Origin of the sequence: Streptomyces chlorus (assembly GCF_042655885.1) — a bacterium.
GTDB classification, from domain to species: Bacteria; Actinomycetota; Actinomycetes; order Streptomycetales; family Streptomycetaceae; genus Streptomyces; species Streptomyces chlorus.
In genome coordinates, this window is record NZ_JBHSOA010000012.1 from 172,959 (window position 1) to 192,177 (window position 19,219).

15 protein-coding genes, 2 tRNA genes, 2 pseudogenes and 1 riboswitch are annotated in these 19,219 nt (G+C 71.1%); of the genes and pseudogenes, 10 read left to right on the forward strand and 9 right to left on the reverse strand.

Features of this window, described 5'->3' with window-relative positions:
- The 4 genes from ACFPZI_RS07595 to ACFPZI_RS07610 form a co-directional block, all read left to right on the forward strand.
- On the forward strand, positions 1-470 hold a 470-nt coding region (locus ACFPZI_RS07595), incomplete at its 5' end, for a hypothetical protein (protein WP_381359929.1).
- A gap of 412 nt (positions 471-882) precedes the next feature.
- Positions 883-3,186, forward strand: coding sequence for a DEAD/DEAH box helicase (locus ACFPZI_RS07600; protein WP_381359931.1), 2,304 nt, complete (start codon positions 883-885; stop codon positions 3,184-3,186).
- A gap of 153 nt (positions 3,187-3,339) precedes the next feature.
- Positions 3,340-3,412: transfer RNA gene (locus ACFPZI_RS07605), tRNA-Lys, on the forward strand.
- A gap of 211 nt (positions 3,413-3,623) precedes the next feature.
- Entirely contained in the window at positions 3,624-3,962 is a 339-nt protein-coding gene (locus tag ACFPZI_RS07610; RefSeq protein WP_381359933.1) for a hypothetical protein, read from the forward strand.
- An 805-nt stretch (positions 3,963-4,767) separates the two neighbouring features.
- Here ACFPZI_RS07610 and ACFPZI_RS07615 read toward each other — a convergent pair.
- The 3 genes and pseudogenes from ACFPZI_RS07615 to ACFPZI_RS07625 all read right to left on the reverse strand — a co-directional run bounded on the left by ACFPZI_RS07615 (position 4,768) and on the right by ACFPZI_RS07625 (position 7,989).
- Positions 4,768-5,181, reverse strand: a complete 414-nt coding sequence (locus ACFPZI_RS07615; protein WP_381359936.1) for an NUDIX hydrolase — start codon at positions 5,179-5,181, stop codon at positions 4,768-4,770.
- Positions 5,178-5,525: pseudogene (locus ACFPZI_RS07620) on the reverse strand (NUDIX hydrolase); the annotation flags it as partial. The gene ACFPZI_RS07615 and the pseudogene ACFPZI_RS07620, both read right to left, overlap by 4 nt.
- Before the next feature lie 190 nt (positions 5,526-5,715).
- The gene (locus ACFPZI_RS07625) at positions 5,716-7,989 is read right to left on the reverse strand and encodes a heavy metal translocating P-type ATPase (protein ID WP_381360001.1); all 2,274 of its coding nucleotides are present in this window, start codon (positions 7,987-7,989) and stop codon (positions 5,716-5,718) included.
- A gap of 204 nt (positions 7,990-8,193) precedes the next feature.
- Here ACFPZI_RS07625 and ACFPZI_RS07630 point away from each other — a divergent pair.
- Positions 8,194-8,508, forward strand: a pseudogene (locus ACFPZI_RS07630) (response regulator); the annotation flags it as partial.
- 326 nt (positions 8,509-8,834) lie between these two features.
- On the opposite strand, the gene ACFPZI_RS07635 reads toward ACFPZI_RS07630, so the two are convergent.
- From ACFPZI_RS07635 to ACFPZI_RS07655, 5 genes are all read right to left on the reverse strand, one after another.
- A complete protein-coding gene (locus ACFPZI_RS07635) occupies positions 8,835-10,028 on the reverse strand; it encodes an NAD(P)/FAD-dependent oxidoreductase (RefSeq protein ID WP_381359939.1) in 1,194 nt (397 codons plus the stop codon).
- A gap of 145 nt (positions 10,029-10,173) precedes the next feature.
- Complete coding sequence (locus ACFPZI_RS07640; protein ID WP_381359942.1) at positions 10,174-10,539, reverse strand: hypothetical protein; 366 nt, start codon at positions 10,537-10,539, stop codon at positions 10,174-10,176.
- A gap of 1 nt (position 10,540) precedes the next feature.
- Entirely contained in the window at positions 10,541-11,026 is a 486-nt protein-coding gene (locus ACFPZI_RS07645; protein ID WP_381359944.1) for a TetR/AcrR family transcriptional regulator, read from the reverse strand.
- A gap of 214 nt (positions 11,027-11,240) precedes the next feature.
- A complete protein-coding gene (locus ACFPZI_RS07650; protein ID WP_381359946.1) occupies positions 11,241-12,455 on the reverse strand; it encodes a cation:proton antiporter in 1,215 nt (404 codons plus the stop codon).
- A gap of 652 nt (positions 12,456-13,107) precedes the next feature.
- A complete protein-coding gene (locus ACFPZI_RS07655; protein WP_381359949.1) occupies positions 13,108-13,398 on the reverse strand; it encodes a DUF3040 domain-containing protein in 291 nt (96 codons plus the stop codon).
- 719 nt (positions 13,399-14,117) lie between these two features.
- On the opposite strand from ACFPZI_RS07655, the gene ACFPZI_RS07660 reads away from it, so the two are divergent.
- Together ACFPZI_RS07660 and ACFPZI_RS07665 are read left to right on the forward strand one after the other, a co-directional pair.
- Entirely contained in the window at positions 14,118-15,122 is a 1,005-nt protein-coding gene (locus tag ACFPZI_RS07660) for a HAMP domain-containing sensor histidine kinase (RefSeq protein WP_381359951.1), read from the forward strand.
- Entirely contained in the window at positions 15,119-15,817 is a 699-nt protein-coding gene (locus ACFPZI_RS07665) for a response regulator (protein ID WP_381359954.1), read from the forward strand. Before ACFPZI_RS07660 ends, ACFPZI_RS07665 begins: the two co-directional genes overlap by 4 nt.
- Positions 15,818-15,917: 100 nt before the next feature.
- Here ACFPZI_RS07665 and ACFPZI_RS07670 read toward each other — a convergent pair whose 3' ends face one another.
- Positions 15,918-16,226 carry a hypothetical protein gene (locus ACFPZI_RS07670; protein WP_381359957.1) on the reverse strand — a complete coding sequence of 103 codons (309 nt, stop codon included), beginning with the start codon at positions 16,224-16,226 and terminating at the stop codon, positions 15,918-15,920.
- A gap of 90 nt (positions 16,227-16,316) precedes the next feature.
- On the opposite strand from ACFPZI_RS07670, the gene ACFPZI_RS07675 reads away from it, so the two are divergent.
- The 3 genes from ACFPZI_RS07675 to ACFPZI_RS07685 all read left to right on the forward strand — a co-directional run bounded on the left by ACFPZI_RS07675 (position 16,317) and on the right by ACFPZI_RS07685 (position 19,190).
- Positions 16,317-17,450, forward strand: a complete 1,134-nt coding sequence (locus ACFPZI_RS07675) for a dihydrofolate reductase family protein (protein WP_381359960.1) — start codon at positions 16,317-16,319, stop codon at positions 17,448-17,450.
- Positions 17,451-17,515: 65 nt separating this feature from the next.
- Positions 17,516-17,589 (forward strand) — tRNA-Met (locus ACFPZI_RS07680).
- A gap of 376 nt (positions 17,590-17,965) precedes the next feature.
- A riboswitch (cyclic di-AMP (ydaO/yuaA leader) is annotated at positions 17,966-18,122 on the forward strand.
- Positions 18,123-18,134: 12 nt separating this feature from the next.
- The gene (locus tag ACFPZI_RS07685) at positions 18,135-19,190 is read left to right on the forward strand and encodes a M23 family metallopeptidase (protein ID WP_381359961.1); all 1,056 of its coding nucleotides are present in this window, start codon (positions 18,135-18,137) and stop codon (positions 19,188-19,190) included.
- The last annotated feature ends 29 nt before the right edge of the window (positions 19,191-19,219 follow it).

The window sequence follows — 19,219 nt, forward strand, 5'->3', positions numbered from 1 at the left end:
GTGGGGGCGGGTCGGGCGGGGCCGAGCCATCGCATTCCGTGGGCCGTTCGGACGGCGAGGTGCCCGACGGAGGGCCTGCGGTGCCGGGCGGCAAGGGCGGTCATGGTGCCGCGGCGGCCGAGGACGGGAGCGAGTACCGCGAGGGCGGCGGCAAGAAGGGTGAGCAGGGCAAACGGAAGAAGGGCGGGGCGGGAGCCTCGTCCGCCGCCGAGGCGTCGCCCTCCCCGGGGGCGAGCGGGCCGGCGCCGGACGACGGCGGGCCGGGTGAGCCGGCGGGGCCGACCCCTGACAGCCGGCCGGAACCACCGGAACCCACCCGGTCGGCGGATCCGGAGCCCACCCAGGTGCCGGCGGAGCCCTCGGTCCCGCCGGAGCCGACGGCCGCGGAGCCGTCCTCGTCGGCGCACGAGCCGCCGGAGACCCAACTGGGACACCGGGAGCCCGCGCCGGAGGCGGGGGCGCCCGTCTAGGCCCGCACTTCGCGGGTCACCCGTTAGTGAAGGCTCAGCGCATGATCACCGACCGGTTCCCGCCGCGATCGGTTGCCCGATGACCATCACGCCGCCGGGCCGACCGCCCGTGGACCGATCCCGATCACTTGATCTTCACGATCGAGGGACCCGCGAAGTACGGGTCTAGGGGCCCGCTCCGCTGCTTTGCCCCCGTCCCCCGCGTGACCTCCCGGTTTGCTATCGGGGGGGAAGGGTGCGTATGGTGGCAGATCGTTTGATCCTATTTGCCCGGCGCCACTGCAGAGCGCGCCGTGTGGCGCGTACTCTCCCCTTACCGTGGTGGACCGCATCGAGGCGGTCATATTGCGAATTGCGAATCACGGAGTTGACGGGCGCGTGCCGAAGAGACTCCGGAAGGTTTCGCATTCGTATGCCCATCGCCAGTACTGATCACGTCGTCGTGCCCGAGAACACCGAGGACACCGACACCATCACCACCGCCGACGTCGTCACCGCTGACGTCGTCACCGACGTCACGGACGTCATCACCGACGTCGCCGTCGCCGTCGACGGTGACATCGACGTCGCCGACGACGGTGACAGCGCGGACAGCACCCCCGAGCTCACCTTCGCCTCCCTCGGTCTGTCCGAGGGGGTCGTGCGCAAGCTCACGCAGAACGGCGTGACCAGCCCCTTCCCGATCCAGGCGGCGACCATCCCGGACGCCCTGGAAGGCAAGGACATCCTCGGACGGGGCCGCACCGGCTCCGGCAAGACCCTCGCCTTCGGTCTGCCGACGCTGACCACGCTGGCCGGCGGCCGGACCGAGAAGCACAAGCCGCGCGCCGTCATCCTGACGCCGACGCGTGAGCTCGCCATGCAGGTGGCCGACGCGCTCCAGCCGTACGGGGACGTCCTCGGGCTGAAGATGAAGGTCGTCTGCGGCGGCACCTCCATGGGCAACCAGATCTACGCCCTCGAGCGCGGTGTCGACGTCCTGGTCGCCACCCCCGGCCGGCTGCGCGACATCATCAACCGCGGCGCGTGCTCCCTGGAGAACGTGCAGATCGCCGTTCTCGACGAGGCCGACCAGATGTCCGACCTGGGCTTCCTGCCCGAGGTCACCGAGCTGCTCGACCAGATCCCGGCGGGCGGTCAGCGGATGTTGTTCTCCGCGACCATGGAGAACGAGATCAAGACCCTCGTCGACCGGTACCTGAAGAACCCGGTCCACCACGAGGTCGACGCCGCCCAAGGCGCCGTCACGACCATGTCGCACCACATCCTGGTCGTGAAGCCGAAGGACAAGGCACCGGTCACCGCGGCCATCGCCTCCCGCAAGGGCCGCACCATCATTTTCGTCCGTACCCAGCTGGGCGCGGACCGGGTCGCCGACCAGCTGCGCGAGGCGGGCGCCAAGGCCGACGCGCTGCACGGCGGCATGACGCAGGGTGCGCGGACGCGGACGCTGGCCGACTTCAAGGACGGCTACGTCAACGTCCTGGTCGCCACGGACGTCGCCGCGCGCGGTATCCACGTCGACGGCATCGACCTGGTGCTGAACGTGGACCCGGCCGGCGACCACAAGGACTACCTGCACCGGGCCGGCCGTACGGCGCGAGCCGGCCGCACCGGCACCGTCGTGTCGCTGTCCCTGCCGCACCAGCGGCGCCAGATCTTCCGGCTGATGGAGGACGCGGGCGTGGACGCCATGCGTCACATCATCCAGGGCGGCGCGGCCTTCGACCCGGAGCTCGCCGAGATCACCGGCGCCCGGTCGATGACCGAGGTCCAGGCCGAGTCGGCGGGCAAGGCGGCACAGCAGGCCGAGCGCGAGGTCGCCCAGCTCACCAAGGAACTGGAGCGGGCGCAGCGCCGGGCCTCCGAACTGCGGGAAGAGGCGGACCGGCTGGTCGCCAGGGCCGCCCGCGAGCGGGGCGACGACCCGGAGGCGGCGGTGGCCGAGGCGGCCACCGAGGCGTCGGCCCAGGCCGAGATCTCGCTGCCGGAGCAGCAGACCGCACGCGACACCGAGCGCTCCGACCGCGGTGGCGACCGTGGCGGCTTCCGTCGTGACGACCGCCGTGACGGTGACCGTGGTGGTCGTTCGTTCGAGCGCCGTGACGACCGTGGCGGCTTCAACCGTGGTGGCGACCGTGACCGCGGTGGCGACCGTGGTGGTCGTTCGTTCGAGCGTCGTGACGACCGGGGTGACCGCGGTGGCGACCGTGGTGGTCGTTCGTTCGAGCGTCGTGACGACCGGGGTGACCGCGGCGGTGACCGTGGTGGTCGTTCGTTCGAGCGTCGTGACGACCGCGGCGACCGCGGTGGTGACCGTGGCGGCTTCCGCCGTGACGACCGGGGTGACCGCGGTGGCGACCGTGGTGGTCGTTCGTTCGAGCGCCGTGACGACCGGGGTGACCGTGGCGGTGACCGTGGTGGCCGTCCCTTCGAGCGCCGTGACGACCGCGGCGGCTTCAACCGTGGTGGCGACCGTGACCGCACCGAACGTCCCGGCTTCCGCCGCGACGACCGCGGTGAGCGCGGTGAGCGCGGTGAGCGCGCCGGCCACCGTGGCAGCGACCGTCCGGTCAACCGCGACCGTCAGGGCGAGCGCCCCGGCTTCCGCTCCGGCGCCTCCCACGACCGCCCGTACGGCCGTCGTGACGAGCACAGCGGCGGCGGCTCCTTCGGCCGCCGCGAGGACAAGCCGCGCTGGAAGCGCAACGGCTGATCCCGGCACACCGGACTGACATGGCAGGGCCCGTACGACACCCGTCGTGCGGGCCCTGCCGCATGTGGACGGGACACGTCCGGGTCCACCACACCGATACCCGATCAACTACGCGCCCACGTCCCGCTATGCTCGTGGGGGCAACATCGCCTGGGGCCCTTAGCTCAATTGGCAGAGCAGTGGACTTTTAATCCATTGGTTGTGGGTTCGAGTCCCACAGGGCCCACCGGTGACGGGGGAGGGAAACGCCCTCTGACCTGCTAGGCAGCGTCCGGGTCAGCTTCGGCTGGCTCGGGCGCTGTTTCGTTTTCAGGCCCGTGCGTGAGCGGATGTGCCTGTGGCGGCAGTCTGCTCGGTGAGGGCGGTGCCGAGGAACAGGATCGGCGGGAGGGCGCCATCCCGAAGTGGTCCCCCGTGACGCGCGTTACCCTCGCGCCATGACGTCACGACTCCCCTTCCATCCCGACGACGGCCGCCCTCGTTATGTCGGGCCAGCCACTGTCGTCTTCCCTGATGGCAGGGAGGTCTCCGTCACCGCGTCGCTCGTGCTACGTCTTGATCCTTCGACGGTGGAGAACTTCAGCTACGACCGGCACAGCACCTGGGCGGGGAGCATCACCCTCGTGCAGGACGAAGATGGTGTCGACCTGTTCGATGCGGCGCCTGGAATCCTCCGCATGCCCGACGGCCGCGAGAGCGAGTTCATGGCCACCGGAGGCAGCTCCGGCGAGAATGGCTGCTCCGGCCTGGGGCCTGCCCCCTTCCATTCGGCCTGACTTCACAGGGAGCAGCCGCCCGTCCTCCATCGAGTCAGCGGCGAGGGCGTTGTCAGTGCCGGCGGATGGCGTCACACCATGACTCGCACATCAGAAGATCCGCGCCCTCTCCCCCAACTTGGTTGGTCGGCGAGAGGCCGATACCGAGCCCAGTCGGCCGCGTCAATCTGGTCAGACGATAGTCCGGTCCGTGGATACTCTCCCGCGCATGAGCACTGACGGCCTCCCTTGGGAAGACATCGCCACCTTCTCCACTGCTGCGCTCGGCGCGATCGCGACAGTCGGTTCGGCATCAGGTCGAGGAGGACAACGCCAAATGCCGGACAGACCCGGCGAGAGCGGAGCGCCGCCGCCAGGCGTTCGAAGATGTCGCCAAGCTGATGCAGTCCTTCAAGACGCAGGACCACGAAATCATGCGGTGGCGTGTCCGGCTGTACTGCGGTCACACCATCGAGACTGAGGCGCACTACACGTACACCGACCCCGTCTCCGCTGGGGCATACAGCAAGCGATGCCCTGAGTGCGGGGAAGACCGGCAAACGATCGTGGCTTTCGAACCCATCGGACTGCGCGCCGAGCCACCGGAACCAACGGAGCCGACGCCTCCGCCGCCCCCGAAGAAGCCGACACGAGCTGAGCTCGAACGACGCGTCAGGGCCCTGGAAGAGGAGAACGAACGTCTTCGAGCGAAGTTCACCGGTTGAAAGTGGGCCCGTTCCGAGAACAACTGGCTCGTAGGGCCCATGGCACTCTTCGCCGTGTCCCAGGACCGCGATACGGACATGGCCCCTGGTCCCATGGCCAGTCAGGAGATGAGGACCGCGTCCAGGTACTCCTGTACCGGCTCGAACAGTCCGTACGGCACGTACTGCGGGATCTCGCCGTGGGCGACCCAGGCCAATTCGGCCAGCTCCTCGGTGTCCGCGACGTAGGCGGTACCGCCCAACACCTCGCAGGCCGTGTACGACATCAGCCGGCCCGTTTTCGGGTGGACGCGCTCGCCGAGTAGCTTTACGGCCGCCACTGCCAGCCCGGTCTCCTCCTGGGTCTCCCGCACTGCGGCATCCTCGCGGGCCTCGCCGGGCTCGACCTCTCCGGCCGGGAACTGCCAGGAGAGCTGTCCCTCGCTGACCCGGCGGCGCACCATCAGCACACGCCCCTCGTTCACGACGATGGCAGCGGCGATGCCGGGCCGCTCGTCCGTGTTCTGCTGCGTCACGTCTGCTCCTCCATGACGGCCAGGATGGGTGGGAAGATCGTATCGACGGGGATGAAGCGGGGCACCGCGTTTCTGGGGACCCACATGACGTCGATGTTCTCGGCCGCGTCGCTGTTGGTGGCCTCACCGGCCAGGTACTCGCACAGGAAGTACTCGCACAACACGCCGGTCACGGGGTGAAGTCGGTTTCCGAGGTGCTGCCGGACCGCGCAGTGGACACCTGTCTCGTCCAAGGTTTCCCGCACTGTGGTGGTCTCCGCCTTGCCTCCCGGCTTGATGACCCCAGCTGGGAACTGTCACGTGATTCCACCGGCGTCGTCGTCCCGCCGGCACACCAGGACATTGCAAGCCCGGAAGCCAACCGCTACACGATCGAGTTGAACCACCCTCGTGCACACTCCACGGCAAGCAGCTGCCGACCCCCACCCTCGCCGAACTCGTCGGCGACGATGGGCAGATCACCACCATCGACATCGGCCCCGACGTTGCCCTGCATGCCCGTCGGGCCATCAACCGCACCGGGTTGCGAACGGCTCAGGGAGCGAGTGAGAAGTAGCTCTCCTCCTCCTGGCTGAAGTGCAGGCGGAGAACGGAATGGAGCCCGTACAGGCAGGCGCGCAGGTCGTCGAGTTGTTCCGGCCTCAGTGCGCCTGCCTCGTCCGCCATGCGGAGGTGGGTCGTGATGCGGCGGGCCAGGCGTGCGATCTCGGTATGGGCCCGGCTCATGGTTTCGGTGGCTTCCGGTCCGCCGAGTTGTGTGTTCAGCGCGGGGTAGAGCTGGTGTTCCTCCGCGTATTCGTGGGGGAGCAGCCGAGTGGTGAGCAGGTGGTCGATGTGGCGCACGGCGGCCAGCGATCCCGGGCCGTCCTGCGCGGAGAGCAGGCCGGCGGCTTCACGGATGGCGTCCAGGGCGTCCCTGAGGTCGTCGTGTTCGGCCGCGAAGCGGTGGATGAGATCCTCGGCGTCCGGTTCGAGAGCGGTACGGGCACCACGAGCCGGCAGCAGCGCGCGCAGGGCGTTGAGGATGACGGCGATGTCGATGGCTTCCTGAAGCAGGGCTCCGACAGCAGGGGGCAGCCATCCGAGGAGGGCGGCGATCATGGCGACCAGCGACATCGCCATCCCGCCCGCGGCACTCTGGACCGCGATCCGGCGGGCCCGTACGGCGATCTCCATGGCGTCGGCGAGGCGGTCCACCCGGTCGGTCGTGAGGATGATGTCGGCGGTTTCGGAGGTCGCGGTGGAGCCGCGGGCGCCCATGGCCACGCCGATGTCGGCCGCGGCCAGGGCGGGTGCGTCGTTGACGCCGTCGCCGACCATGAGGGTGACGGCTCGTGCGCGTTCCGCCTGTACCGCCGCGACCTTGTCGGCGGGGAGCTGACCGGCCCGGACCTCGTCAAGGCCCAGCACGGCTCCCACTTCGCGGGCGGGCTCGGCGCGGTCACCGGTGAGCATGAGCAGCCGGGTCAGCCCCGCCGACCGCAGCCGGCGGACGGTGCGCGGGGCGTCGTGGCGCAGCGGGTCCTGGAGCAGGACGGCACCGGCGAGGGCGTCGTCGACGGTGAGCCAGGCGATGGCGGCCCCGTCGAGAACGGCGCGGTTGTCCACGGCACGGGCCCAGTCGGGGAGGGCCGTCTGAGGGAGGCAGCACTTGCCGACGCCGAGACGGAGGCCGTCCACGGTGCCGACGGGTCCACGGCCGGGTTCCTCCGCGGCGTCGGCGGGCATGGACAGCGCGAGGCCCCGGGTCCGGGCTTCGCGGACGATCGCGTCGGCCAGCACATGCGCGGAGACCTGGTCGAGTGAGGCGGCCAGTCGCAGCACCTCGGACGGGGACCGCCCGGGGGCGGCGGTGACCGCCAGGACGCGCGGTCGGCCGACGGTCAGGGTGCCGGTCTTGTCGATCACCAGGGTGCGCGCCCGGCCCAGGCGCTCCAGCGCCCCGCCGTCCCGGACGATGACACCGCGGCGGGCCGCCCGCGACAGCCCGGAGACGACGGCGACCGGTGCGGCGAGCAGCAGGGGGCAGGGGGTCGCCACGACGAGGACGGCGACCGCCCGGACGGCGGATCCGCTCAGCAGCCAGGCGAGACCGGCCAACCCCACCGACAGCGGCAGGAACCAGGCCGCGTAACGCTCCGCCAGTCGCACGGTCGGTGCCCGCTCCGCGCCCGCGTGCTGAGCCAGCCGTACGATCTCCGCGTACGTACTGTCCTGCGCGGTGGCGGTCGCCCGGATTTCGAAGACACCGCCCGCGTTGACGACGCCGCTGCGTACGGGCTCGTCCGTGCCGCGCTCGACCTGGGCGGACTCGCCGGTCAGCACGGACTCGTCGAGTTCCGCCGGACCGGCCAGGACGCTGCCGTCGACGGGGACCACGTCTCCGGGGCCGACCACGAGCACATCGCCGACGACGACATCGGCGAGCGGGACCACGGCCACTTCCTGGCCGGTCCGGCGGCGGGCCGAGCGGGGGGCGTGCTTCAGCAGGGTTCGCAGGTCGTGGGAGGCCCGGCGTTCGGCCGCGGCGTCCAGAGCCCGGCCGGTCGCCAGCATCAACGCGATCAGCGCACCCGCCAGGTACTCGCCCACCGCGAGGGTCCCGGCCAGCGCCAGCACCGCGATCAGGTCGACGCCGGCCCGTCCCTTCCGCAATGCGGCCAGGACCCAGGCCAGGGCGGGACCGACGGCCAGTACCGTGCCGGCCGCCCAGAAGGCGTCGGCCACGCCCCGGTTCCCGGCCGACCAGGCGATTCCCCCGCTCAGCAGGGTGGCCGTCGTCGCGGCCAGCAGCGCCGGTTCGAGCAGGCGACGGACACCGCGGGCCTTCGGCCTCTGCCCGTCTCCGGTGTCTCCCGTGTGCGACACGACAGTGGCCCTCCGGCTTCTCCAGGCACGTCACTCCGACGGGCGCGACAGCTTCTCCGGGTGTCCATGCAACCGCGCGCACCGCGCCGGACGGCAGGACCGAACGGTCTTCAGCGACGGGTCCGTCGGTCAATCCTGGCACGGATGGCGAAAACATATGATTTCGGTGTGCTTGTGCTGGTGGTCGAGGACGACCCGGGGATCGCCGCCTCCCTGGTGCTGGGCCTGGAGCGGGCCGGGTACCGGGCGCGCAGCGTCGGCACCGGGAGGGAAGCGCTGGCAGCGGTCCCGGAGCCCGATGTGGTGCTGCTGGACCTGGGGCTGCCCGGCCTGGACGGTGTCGAGGTCTGCCGCCGGATGCGGAGCCGCTCCCGCGCGGCGATCATCGTGGTGACGGCGCGCGGGGAGGAAGCCGACCGGGTCGCCGCTCTGGACGAACACGTCTTCAACGCGCTGCGCGCCGGCGCCGCCGGATTCCTGGTCAAGGACATCCTGCCGGAGGACTTCCTGCACGCTGTACGCGTTGCCGCGCGTGGCGACGCCCTGCTGGCCCCGGCGATCACCCGCAGGCTGATCAACCGGTACGTGGACCAGCCGCCCCTCACCGACATCGGCCTGAGCCTGGGCCTGGGCCTGAAAGAGCTGACCAGCCGCGAACGCGAGGCCGTCGTTCTCGTCGCGCGGGGCCTGTCCAACCCGGGCCCAGCTGGTGGTCCTGGCCTGCGAATCCGGCCTGGTGACCCCACGCGACTCGTGACGTCGACGGCACCCCTCCCGGGGTGGGGTCAGGGGGTGGCCGGCGCCTTGGCCGGCCTGGTCCGCAGGAGTCGTTGGCGGTGGGGGCCTCCTGGGACGCGGTGCAGGTTGTACGAGCCGGGCCTGCGTGCCTCGTCGGACAGGTGTTTGACGATTCCCCCGCAGATGAACTCCTTGAGCTTCGCGCCGGGGCGGCCGGCGATGTGGAACCACACCGCGACGTCGTACCTGTGGGCGAACTGGAAGATGCCGCCGCGTCGGCCGAGACTGATGCACTGGCCGGCGAACACCTGGTTGAGGGGTGAGGGCCGCTCACCGGCGATCCGGCTGAGTACGGTGTCGGCGGCCCGCGCGCCCAGCGGCATCGCGGCCTGGCAGCTCATCCGCAGCGGCAGGTCCGACGGTGCCGCCGAGTCCCCGGCCGCGACGATACGCGCGTCGTCCACGCTCGTCAGTGTCTCGTCCGTGAGCAGTCGGCCCAGGGCGTCGGTGCTCAGCCCGCTGCGGGCGGCCAGGTCCGGCACGCCGAATCCGGCGGTCCATACCGTCACCTCGCTCGGCAGCTCCCGGCCGTCACCGAGCCGTACGGTGTCGCGCGTCACCGCCGTCACCTTCGCGTCGGGGCCTTCGAGCACGGTCGCCCCGAGCGCCGCCAGCCGCCCGGCCACCGAGCGCCGGCCCCGGGGACGCAGGTACGGGCCGAGCACCCCACCGCACACCAGGGTCACGGCGCGGCCGGCCTCCGCCAGTTCGGCGGCGGTCTCGATGCCGGTCGGACCGGCTCCGATCACCGTCACCGCGGCCGTAGCGGGCGCGGCTTCGATGACCGGCCGCAGCCGCTCCGCAGCCTCCAGGGTGGCGATCGGGTACGCGAACTCGGCCGCTCCGGGCACACCCGGGTCGGCGCTGCCGCTGCCCACCGCGTAGATCAGGTAGTCGTAGCCGACCGTGCCGCCGGTCGCCAACGCCACGCCGCGCCCGGCCGCGTCGATCCGGGTCACGGTGTCGACCATCAGCCGGACGCCGTCGGCCAGGATGTCCCGGTAGTCGACGACCGCGTCGTGGGATCCGCCCACCATCTGATGCAGGCGGATCCGCTCGACGAAGTCCGGGCGCGGGTTGACCAGGGTCACTGTCACGTCGTCGCGCCGCGTCAGGCGGTTGGCCGCCATGACGCCGGCGTATCCGCCGCCGATCACGACCACGTCGGTGTTCTCAGTCATGGTGTCTCCGTCGTCTCAAGAGTTCGACCGTTCCCAGGGGGCCGACCTCAAGACACCGCCTGATCGGTCGCTGTGACAGCGGGCCGACGGAGCTACGGAGCTACGGAGCTACGGAGCTACGGGGGTGACTGGTTCCTCGTGTGGTTCAGCCGCGGGCGATGGACTGTTCGATGAGGTGGACGGTGGCTCGGGGGTCGTCGACTTCGAGGATGAGCCGGTCGTAGTGCTCGGCGTCGGCGAGCTGGATGACGATCGCCTTGTCCGGGTTCTTCACGTCCCAGAACAGACGTTCACCGTCGCGGCGGAAGCGGCCTGCGGTGATCAGTCCGGGAAAGTGCGTGCCGCCGACCTTGATGCCCTTGGGTTCGCGGGCGATGCCGGGGTCGTGTGTGGCACCGCGTATGTGGGCGAGGGGGATCTCCAGGCGGCTGCTGAATGTCCAGAGCTTGTCGAGGCCCTGGAACTCGGCGGTCAGCAGGCCTCGTTCGCGGTCGATGGAGATCAGGGCCATGTCAGTGCTCCTTGGAGGTGGTCGGTTGGGCTCGCAGCCGCAGACGGGTGCCGAGGACGGTGGAGGCGAGCCGAGGGGCATCGTCGCCGTGAGAGGGGCGCAGGGCGTCCTCCAGTGCCGTGATCCCTTCCGCGACCAGCGCGGCGACGTCCGGGTCATGGGGTGCGCGTTCGGCGGCGGAGAGAAGCAGGAGCCCGGCTGCCGGACCGTTGTCGTACGACGCGATGGCCGCGGTCAGGGCCTGCTCGGGGTCGGTGAGAGTGGCGATGGCCGCGGCGGCCGGGTGGATCTCGTGGTCGAGGTGCGTGCGGAGAGTGGTCAGATGCAGGCTCCGTTTGGAGCCGAAGACCTTGTAGAGGCTGCCCCGGTGGATGCCGGTGGCGGTGACCAGGTCGTCGATCGAAGTGCCCTCGTAGCCGTGGGTGGCGAAGAGGACGGCTGCGGTACGGACGGCCTGATCGGTGTCGAAGGCGCGTGGTCGTCCCATGTCCATGACCGTACGGGATTAAAGAACGATCGGTCAAGAACGGTCGTTCTTTAATGAATGGATGAGTGGATGAGTGGATGGGCGGTGCGCGCCGGGCGGGCGATGACGGTCGGTGCGCGCCGGCCGGGTCGACCGTCGGGTCGTGAGGGCCTCGTCCCGGCGGTCGACCTGTTCCCGACGGGCGGGTGTGCCCGGCCCTTCGTCGTGTCGGCGGTCAGCCGCCCGCGTGGACCGGTTCCGACTGGTCGACCGGGGTGGTGTTCTGCGGCTTGTCCGGCGAGCGGCGGGTGAGGCGGCTTGCCAGCGGTTCGGTCCAGCGGGCGGTGAGGGGGCCGAGGACGACCAGGATCAGGACGTACGCCGTGGCCAGCGGACCGATCCGGGGTTCCGTGCCGACGGCGAGACCGGCGATGACGATCGAGAACTCGCCGCGCGCCACCAGCGTGCCGCCGGTACGCCAGCGGCCCTTGGACGGGATGCCCGCCCGACGTGCGGCCCACCAGCCGGTGGCGATCTTCGTCAGCATGGTGACGACCGCCAGGGCCAGCGCCGGGAGCAGCACCGGCGGGATGTCCGCCGGGTCGGTGTGCAGCCCGAAGAAGACGAAGAACACCGCGGCGAACAGGTCCCGCAGCGGTGACAGCAGGCCGTGCGCACCCTCGGCGACCTCCTCGGACAGGGCGATGCCGACCAGGAACGCGCCCACCGCGGCCGACACCTGGAGGTGCTGGGCGACGCCCGCGACCAGCAGGGTCAGCCCCAGCACCACCAGCAGCAGCATCTCGGCGTTGTCGGAGGAGACCGCGCGGCTGACGATGCGTCCGTGGCGCAGGGCGATGTAGAGGACGGCGCCGACGGTGCCCAGGGAGATCAGCAGGGTGACACTGCCCCCCGCGAGGCTGACTCCGGCCAGCAGGGCGGTGAGGATCGGCAGGTAGACGGCCATGGCGAGGTCTTCCATGACCAGGACGCCCAGGATGACCGGCGTCTCGCGGTTGCCCGTGCGCCCGAGGTCGCCGAGCACCTTGGCGATGACCCCGGAGGAGGAGATCCAGGTGACTCCGGCGAGGGCGACGGCGGCGACCGGCCCCCAGCCCAGGAGCAGCGCGGCGATGGCGCCGGGGGCGGCGTTGAGGACGAAGTCGACGGCACCCGAGGGGTACTGGGTCTTGAGGGTGGTGACGAGGCTCGACGCGCTGTACTCCAGCCCCAGCATCAGCAGCAGCAGGATGACACCGATCTCGGCGCCCGTGGCGACGAACTCCTCGCTGGCTTGCAGGGGCAGGATGCCGCCGTGGCCGAAGGCGAGCCCCGCGAGGAGATAGAGGGGTATGGGGGAGAAGCCCACCCGTCCGGCGAACCGGCCCAACAGCCCGAGGGCGAGGATGATCGCTCCGAGTTCGATGAGCAGGGCGGTGGTGTTGTGCACGAGCGTCTGACCTCCGTGGATCGATGCGGTGTCGGAGTCTGTGCCTGATGAGCGGGTGCCGGAACGGCGGGTGCGGTGCCTGGCGAAGGGCTTCCGGGGTCGGGTGCCGGGGTGTTGGGGGACGGGGCACCGGGGGTGAGCCGGGTGTGTCCCCTACGAGGTGGGAGAGTGCCCGCGGGGCCTCGGGCCGAGGGGGCCGAGGGGGTGGTACGGCACGGGCAGCGCCCGGGGTGGGAGCCGGCGACGCCCGCGGCTGGTGAAGGGCGCGTCAGCGCCGCGGGCTGCTGCTCGGGCGGCAGACGGCGCCGCCGGTATCCGGGACGCCGTCGCGGGCAGCGTTGTCGACACGTACGGGGATCACTCGACCCATGTCACGCCCCCGTTCTTCTTCTCATCGGCTCAACCGGTCGGCAACGCTCGGCGATCGGTACGCGGCACCCAGGACGCGGCGCACTCGGTACACCGCACTCAGTGCCCAGTACTCAACGTGCAGAGTTCAACGCTCGACGAAAGAGCGGAACACTGCTCAACGGAGCGTAAGCGCTTGGTAAAGATTTTAGCGCACCCCAAACTGGGGTGCGCTGGGAAAAGCGTCGCATGACATGACAAAGCGACATGCGTGAATGTGGAATGATCCCGGCAGCCCGCGCTCTCAGCGGGCCGAGTGCCGCTGCCGGCCGTCCGTCTGCGGCGGGTACGGGTCGAACAGCTGCACGCCGATTCCGCTGAGCACCAGACCTGTCGCGATGAGCAGCCCGTCGGGCATGATCAGGCCGACGGTCAGCAGGACAAGGCCGATCCCCAGCACCCACCAGGCACGCGCGCGTCGGTATTCGCGGGGCCGGGTGGGCCGTCCGCTGGACATCGAGCGGGCGAAACGCGGGTCGTCCTGCTCGAATCGGGCCGCGAGATCGACGAGGTGCTTGTCGTCGGACTGGGGCACGTCTCCTCCTTCCCGAACGGTGGCAGCACGGTGAGACGGCCGGCCACCACCTCCGAAGCAGCGCCTCCGGGCGTCGGTACCGTGGCAACCGACGCCGGGGCGGAAAAGTGAAACGCCGGCCTCAAGAACTCAACACTCCACCATCGGGCCGGCCATGGGAGTTTGCCCGTGCGCCGAGGTCATCACCCGCCCGGTACGGGGTGATTCGGCGGGGACGGGCCTGCGTCCACTTCAAGGATCACCCGCCCGGGGGCCCCGCGACCATCGGGTGCGGCCCTCATCTTCGCGGGGGGCCAGGCTGTACGCGGACCGGGCCGGGCACCGCACACCCACGGGAAAAATGGGGACTGTCACGGATGGCGCACCGTCGGACCAGCGCTCACGCTGGGGCATGACGGCCCGCGCCCGCGCCCCCGGTCGCGCGGGCCGCCCAAAGCTCCGCGGCACGGGAGCCTACGACAGCAGAGCCGCCCCAGGCTGCACCCCTGCCAAGCAGCGTCCTGTGGGGGGTGCTGCTTGGCAGGCAGTCCCAGGGGCAGGACCCACAGGAGGCAGGGCCAGGAAGGCAGGGCCCGGGACAGGGCCGGGTCACGGCGGTATCAGGGAAAGACCAGGGTGGCATCAGGGCAGCACTACGGTGGTTCCGGGGCATAAGCACAGCAGGACGGCCGTACGACGACGGACGGCTCCGGAGGGACACGGTGAGGAGGCGGTACTGGGTGCCACTGTTCTGGCGGATCTTTTTGCTGAACGCCGTCGTGCTGATCACGGCCACAGTCCTGCTGCTCGGACCGGTCACCGTCTCCACCCCGGTCCTGCTCACCGAGGCCCTCGTACTCACCGTGGGACTGGCCGCCATGCTCGGGGCCAACGCGCTGCTGCTGCGCGTCGGCCTCGCCCCGCTGCAGCGGGTCACCCGCGCCATGTCCACCACCGACCTGCTGCGCCCCGGACAGCGCCCCGAGGTCGCCGGGCGCGGAGAGATCGCCGAGCTGATCAGCACGTACAACACGATGCTCGACCGGCTCGAGGACGAACGCGCCACGAGCAGCGCCCGCGCCCTGTCCGCGCAGGAGGACGAACGCCGCCGGATCGCCCAGGAACTGCACGACGAGGTCGGCCAGAGCCTCACCGCCGTCCTGCTCCAGCTCAAGCGGGTCGCCGACCACGCCCCGCCGGAACTGCGGGAGGAACTGAGCCTGGTGCAGGAGACCACCCGGGGCAGCCTGGACGAGATCCGGCGCATCGCCCGCCGGCTGCGCCCCGGCGTCCTGGACGAACTCGGGCTGGCCAGCGCCCTCAAGGCACTCGCCGCCGAGTTCGGCGGCCCCGGCCTGTCGGTCCAGCACCGCCTCGACCCCGGCCTGCCCGACCTGGGCCCGGAGGCCGAACTGGTCCTCTACCGGGTGGCCCAGGAGGGGCTCACCAACATCGCCCGGCACGCGCACGCCCAACGCGCGGAGGTCTCCCTGCGCCGCACCCCCTCCGGAGTGGAGCTGCGCGTGCGGGACGACGGCCACGGCATCGGCGCCGCGTCCGAGGGCGCCGGCATCCTCGGGATGCGTGAGCGGGCCCTGCTCGTCGGCGCCGACCTCGATGTGGGCCCCGCCGCCGGCGGCGGGACCCGAGTACGCCTCGCCGTCCCTGTCCCCGTACGGGGTCCCGCGCCCGTGCGGACACCGCCACCCGCGACCACCGTCCCCGACCGGAAACACCGAACATGACCGAGCCCGGCCCCACCAGCACCCCCACCGGCGCCGAGAGCGGCGGCGCCCTTACGCGCATCCTCCTCGCCGACGACCACGCGCTGGTCCGCCGAGGAGTACGCCTCATCCTCGACGGCGAACCGGACCTGACCGTCGTCGCCGAGGCCGACAATGGTGCCGAAGCCCTCGAACAGGCCCGTATCCACGAACCCGACCTGGCCATCCTCGACATCGCCATGCCCCGCCTGACCGGCCTCCAGGCGGCCCGTGAGCTCTCCCGCACCCTGCCGCAGACGCGGATCCTCATTCTGACCATGTACGACAACGAGCAGTTCTTCTTCGAGGCGCTGGGCGCCGGTGCCTCCGGTTACGTGCTCAAGTCCGTCGCCGACCGCGACCTGGTGGAGGCCTGCCGGGCCACCATGCGCGGCGAACCGTTCCTCTACCCGGGCGCGGTCAACGCCCTCATCCGCAACTACCTCGAACTCGCCCGGGACGGCCGGAACCTGCCCGCGAAGGCCATCACCGACCGCGAGGAGGAGATCCTCAAGCTGGTCGCCGAGGGGAACACCTCGCAGCAGATCGCCGACCTCCTCGTCATCAGCCCCAAGACCGTGGAGCGCCACCGCGCGAACCTGCTGGCCAAGCTCGACCTGAAGGACCGGCTGGAACTCACCCGGTACGCCATCCGGGTGGGGCTGATCGAACCCTGACGGGCCCTGACTGGAACCTGATCAAGCGTCAGTTCCCGTTCGGCCGACGGGTTTTCCCTCTCGGGCGTTCCCCGTGCGGCCGATACCCGCCCCCGTGCGCCTAGCGCTCGGCTTCGGCGGGCTCCCGCTCGGGCACGGGCCCGGCGTCCGGGCTTCCGTCGGGCCCCGCGTCCAGGTCCGGGGGGAGCCCCGTGCCCGACGAGGGTCCGGTGTCCGGGTCGGGCCCGGTGTCCCGGGACGAGCCGCGGTCGGGCAGCCGGGCCTGGACGGCGCGCAGGGCGCGCGCGAGCAGAGGGGACTGCTTGGCGAGCACCGGACCGAGTACGGCGAGGACGAGGACGTATCCGGCGATGAACGGCGTGTCGGCGGCGGCCCGCGCCGTACGGTTCGCGCCACATGGCGGTGGCACACGTACGGCTTCCCTCCGCGCGGGGACACACCGGGTGCAAGACTCTCTTCGCCCAGCCCAGCCCAGCCGTCCCTGTCAGGAGCGCCGTCGATGCCCCACCCGTACGTCCTGCTGTCCGCCGCCGTCTCGCTCGACGGGTATCTCGACGACACCGGCCCCGAGCGGCTGCTGCTGTCCGGCCCGGAGGACTTCGACCGGGTCGACGAGGTACGGGCGTCGGTCGACGCGATCCTGGTCGGCGCCGGCACGATCCGTGCCGACAACCCCCGGCTGCTGGTCAACGCGCCCGAGCGGCGTGCCGTCCGGGTCGCCTCGGGCCGCCCCGCATACCCGCTGAAGGTCACCGTCAGCGGCTCGGGCGACCTGGACCCGGCGGCGCGGTTCTGGCACACCGGCGGCGCGAAGGCCCTCTACACGACCGACAAGGGCGCCGAACGCGCCCGCGCCCACGGTCTCGCCGCCGACATCGTGCCGCTCGGCGCCGACCTCGACTGGCGGCGGCTCCTGACGCACCTGTACGACGCGTACGGCGTCCGGCGGCTCATGGTCGAGGGCGGCGGCCTGATCCACACCCAGCTCCTCACCCAGGGCCTCGCCGACGAGCTCCAGCTGGTCCTCGCCCCGCTCTTCGTCGGCGACCCGGGCGCCGCCCGCCTCTTCGGCCCCGGCACCTACCAGGGCGGCCGGCTGCGGCTGCTGGAGACCCGTCCCATCGGCGACGTCGTCCTCATGCGCTACGAGCCCACCGCCCCCGGCGCCGGCCCGCTCCCCGTCGCCGCCGACCACCACTGGCTGGCCCTCGCCTGCGAACTGGCGGACCGGTGCCCGCCCTCTCGGACGGCGTTCAGCGTGGGCGCGGTGGTCGTGGCGGCCGACGGCACCGAGCTGGCGCGCGGCCACTCCCGCGAGGGCGGCGACCCGGTGGTGCACGCCGAGGAGGCCGCCCTCGCCAAGATCGACCCCGTGGACCCGCGGCTCGCGACCGCCACCGTGTACTCCAGCCTGGAACCCTGCGCCCGCCGCGCCTCCCGTCCGGCGCCCTGCGCCCGGCTGATCCTGGACGCGGGGGTACGGCGGGTGGTCACCGCGTGGCGGGAGCCGGACACCTTCGTGGCGGGCGCCGACGGCAGCGGAGTGCTGGCCGCGGAGGGGGCCCTGGTCGTCGTCCTGCCGGAGCACAAGGAGGCCGCCGAGGCACCGAACAGCCATCTGACCGGCCGGTGACGGAGGGGCGGCGGTCATGGGTGTGCGAAGTGCCCCGCGGATGCCGTATGCTGGTTACACAACGACGCGGGGTGGAGCAGCTCGGTAGCTCGCTGGGCTCATAACCCAGAGGTCGCAGGTTCAAATCCTGTCCCCGCTACTGAAGGCCGAGGGCCGGAATCCGAAAGGGTTCCGGCCCTCGGCCGTTCCTGTTCCTGTCTCCCGTTTCCGTCTTCCGTTTCCGTCTTCCGTTCCCGTCCTCCGGTGGAGGTTCCGAGGGCGCGTTCTCCGGGCCCTTCCGCGCCGATGTCACGCCGGGTGATCGCAGCGCCTCGCTGCGCATAACAACTGATGCACCGTCAGATAAGGTGTGACGGATGAGGGGAAGTCAACTCACCCGTTTTGGGGCGGTCGTGGTGCTTAAGTCCGTATGGAAATCGTTAACGATCAAGAGGAACGGCTTGGAATACGACCCCTCCGTCTATTAACGTTCGATAACGCAGCGCGGTCGTCCCAGCCGTCACACGAGTCGGCTCCGTGCGCACGCGCCGAATCCCGCAAGGGAACCGGGGAACCAACACCTTGGGGTGAATCGCGTGAATGCCCCGTGGAGACACGGACGGTATACGCGCGTAGGAGACCTTCCTGCTCCGAACCCGTCAGCTAACCCGGTAGGCGATAAGGAAGGAAAGGAGTGCGCCCCACGTGGCGTCGAACCGTCCTGCCCCTGAGGCCCCCTTCATGCCGAGCCAGCGCGACAGCGAGACCTTCGGCTACGACAGCATCCGCACCGACGAGGGCCCCTTCGAGGAGTGGAACCCCACCGCGGAGTCCCTGCTCCCCGTACGCGGTCGGCACCGCGTCGGCAAGCAGCGCGGCGGCGGCCTCGCCCGCAGCTCCACCGTCCTGGGCGTCGGTGTCATAGCCGCCGTCGCCGGTGGCGGTATGGCCAGCGCCCAGACCGGCAAGCCGCCGGTCTCGATCTCGATGCCGGACCTTCCCTCTGTCGGTTCCCTCATCTCCGACGAGGAAACCCCCCAGGGTTCCGCCACCCCGCTCAGCAGCATCGGCACGGTCGCCGACGAGGCCGAGCAGGGCAGCACCTCCGGCGCCGGCGAGGTGCTGCGCGCCCGGATCATGGCTCAGGTCGAGCAGCAGCAGAGCCAGGCCGAGGACAAGGCCGCCGCCGAGGCCGCCGCCCAGGTGGAGAAGGAGGCCAAGGACCAGGCCGCCGCCGCGAAGAAGGAGGCGGAGGAGAAGGTCGCCGCCGCGAAGGAGAAGGCCGCCGCCGCGAAGGAGAAGGCGGAGGAGGAGGCCAGGCAGAAGGCCGAGGCCGAGCGTCTGGCCGAACTGGCCAAGCAGTACGCACTGCCGACCTCCTCGTACACCATCTCCTCGACCTTCGGTCAGGCCGGCGCCTACTGGTCCTCCGGCCAGCACACCGGCCTGGACTTCGCCGCCCCCACGGGCACGCTGATCAAGGCGGTCCACACCGGCACGATCACCTCCGCCGGCTGGGACGGTTCCTACGGCTACAAGACCGTGCTGACCCTCGACGACGGCACCGAGATCTGGTACGCCCACCAGTCCTCCATCAGCGTCAGCGTCGGCCAGCAGGTCAACACCGGCGACGTGATCGGCCGCGTCGGCTCCACCGGCAACTCCACCGGCGCCCACCTCCACCTGGAGGTGCACACGGCCGGTTCCGCCGGGGGCATCGACCCGATGGCCTGGATGCAGTCGAAGGGCCTCACCGTCTGAGACCCCGGCCCCGGCCGGTCTTCACGCCC

What these genes read in the sequence shown, in the direction of transcription:
- ACFPZI_RS07635 (WP_381359939.1), bottom strand. Translation starts at nt 10,028, where the DNA reads ATGACTGAGAACACCGACGTGGTCGTGATCGGCGGCGGATACGCCGGC.
- ACFPZI_RS07600 (WP_381359931.1), top strand. Translation starts at nt 883, where the DNA reads ATGCCCATCGCCAGTACTGATCACGTCGTCGTGCCCGAGAACACCGAG.
- ACFPZI_RS07675 (WP_381359960.1), top strand. Translation starts at nt 16,317, where the DNA reads ATGCCCCACCCGTACGTCCTGCTGTCCGCCGCCGTCTCGCTCGACGGG.
- ACFPZI_RS07665 (WP_381359954.1), top strand. Translation starts at nt 15,119, where the DNA reads ATGACCGAGCCCGGCCCCACCAGCACCCCCACCGGCGCCGAGAGCGGC.
- ACFPZI_RS07645 (WP_381359944.1), bottom strand. Translation starts at nt 11,026, where the DNA reads ATGGGACGACCACGCGCCTTCGACACCGATCAGGCCGTCCGTACCGCA.
- ACFPZI_RS07610 (WP_381359933.1), top strand. Translation starts at nt 3,624, where the DNA reads ATGACGTCACGACTCCCCTTCCATCCCGACGACGGCCGCCCTCGTTAT.
- ACFPZI_RS07640 (WP_381359942.1), bottom strand. Translation starts at nt 10,539, where the DNA reads ATGGCCCTGATCTCCATCGACCGCGAACGAGGCCTGCTGACCGCCGAG.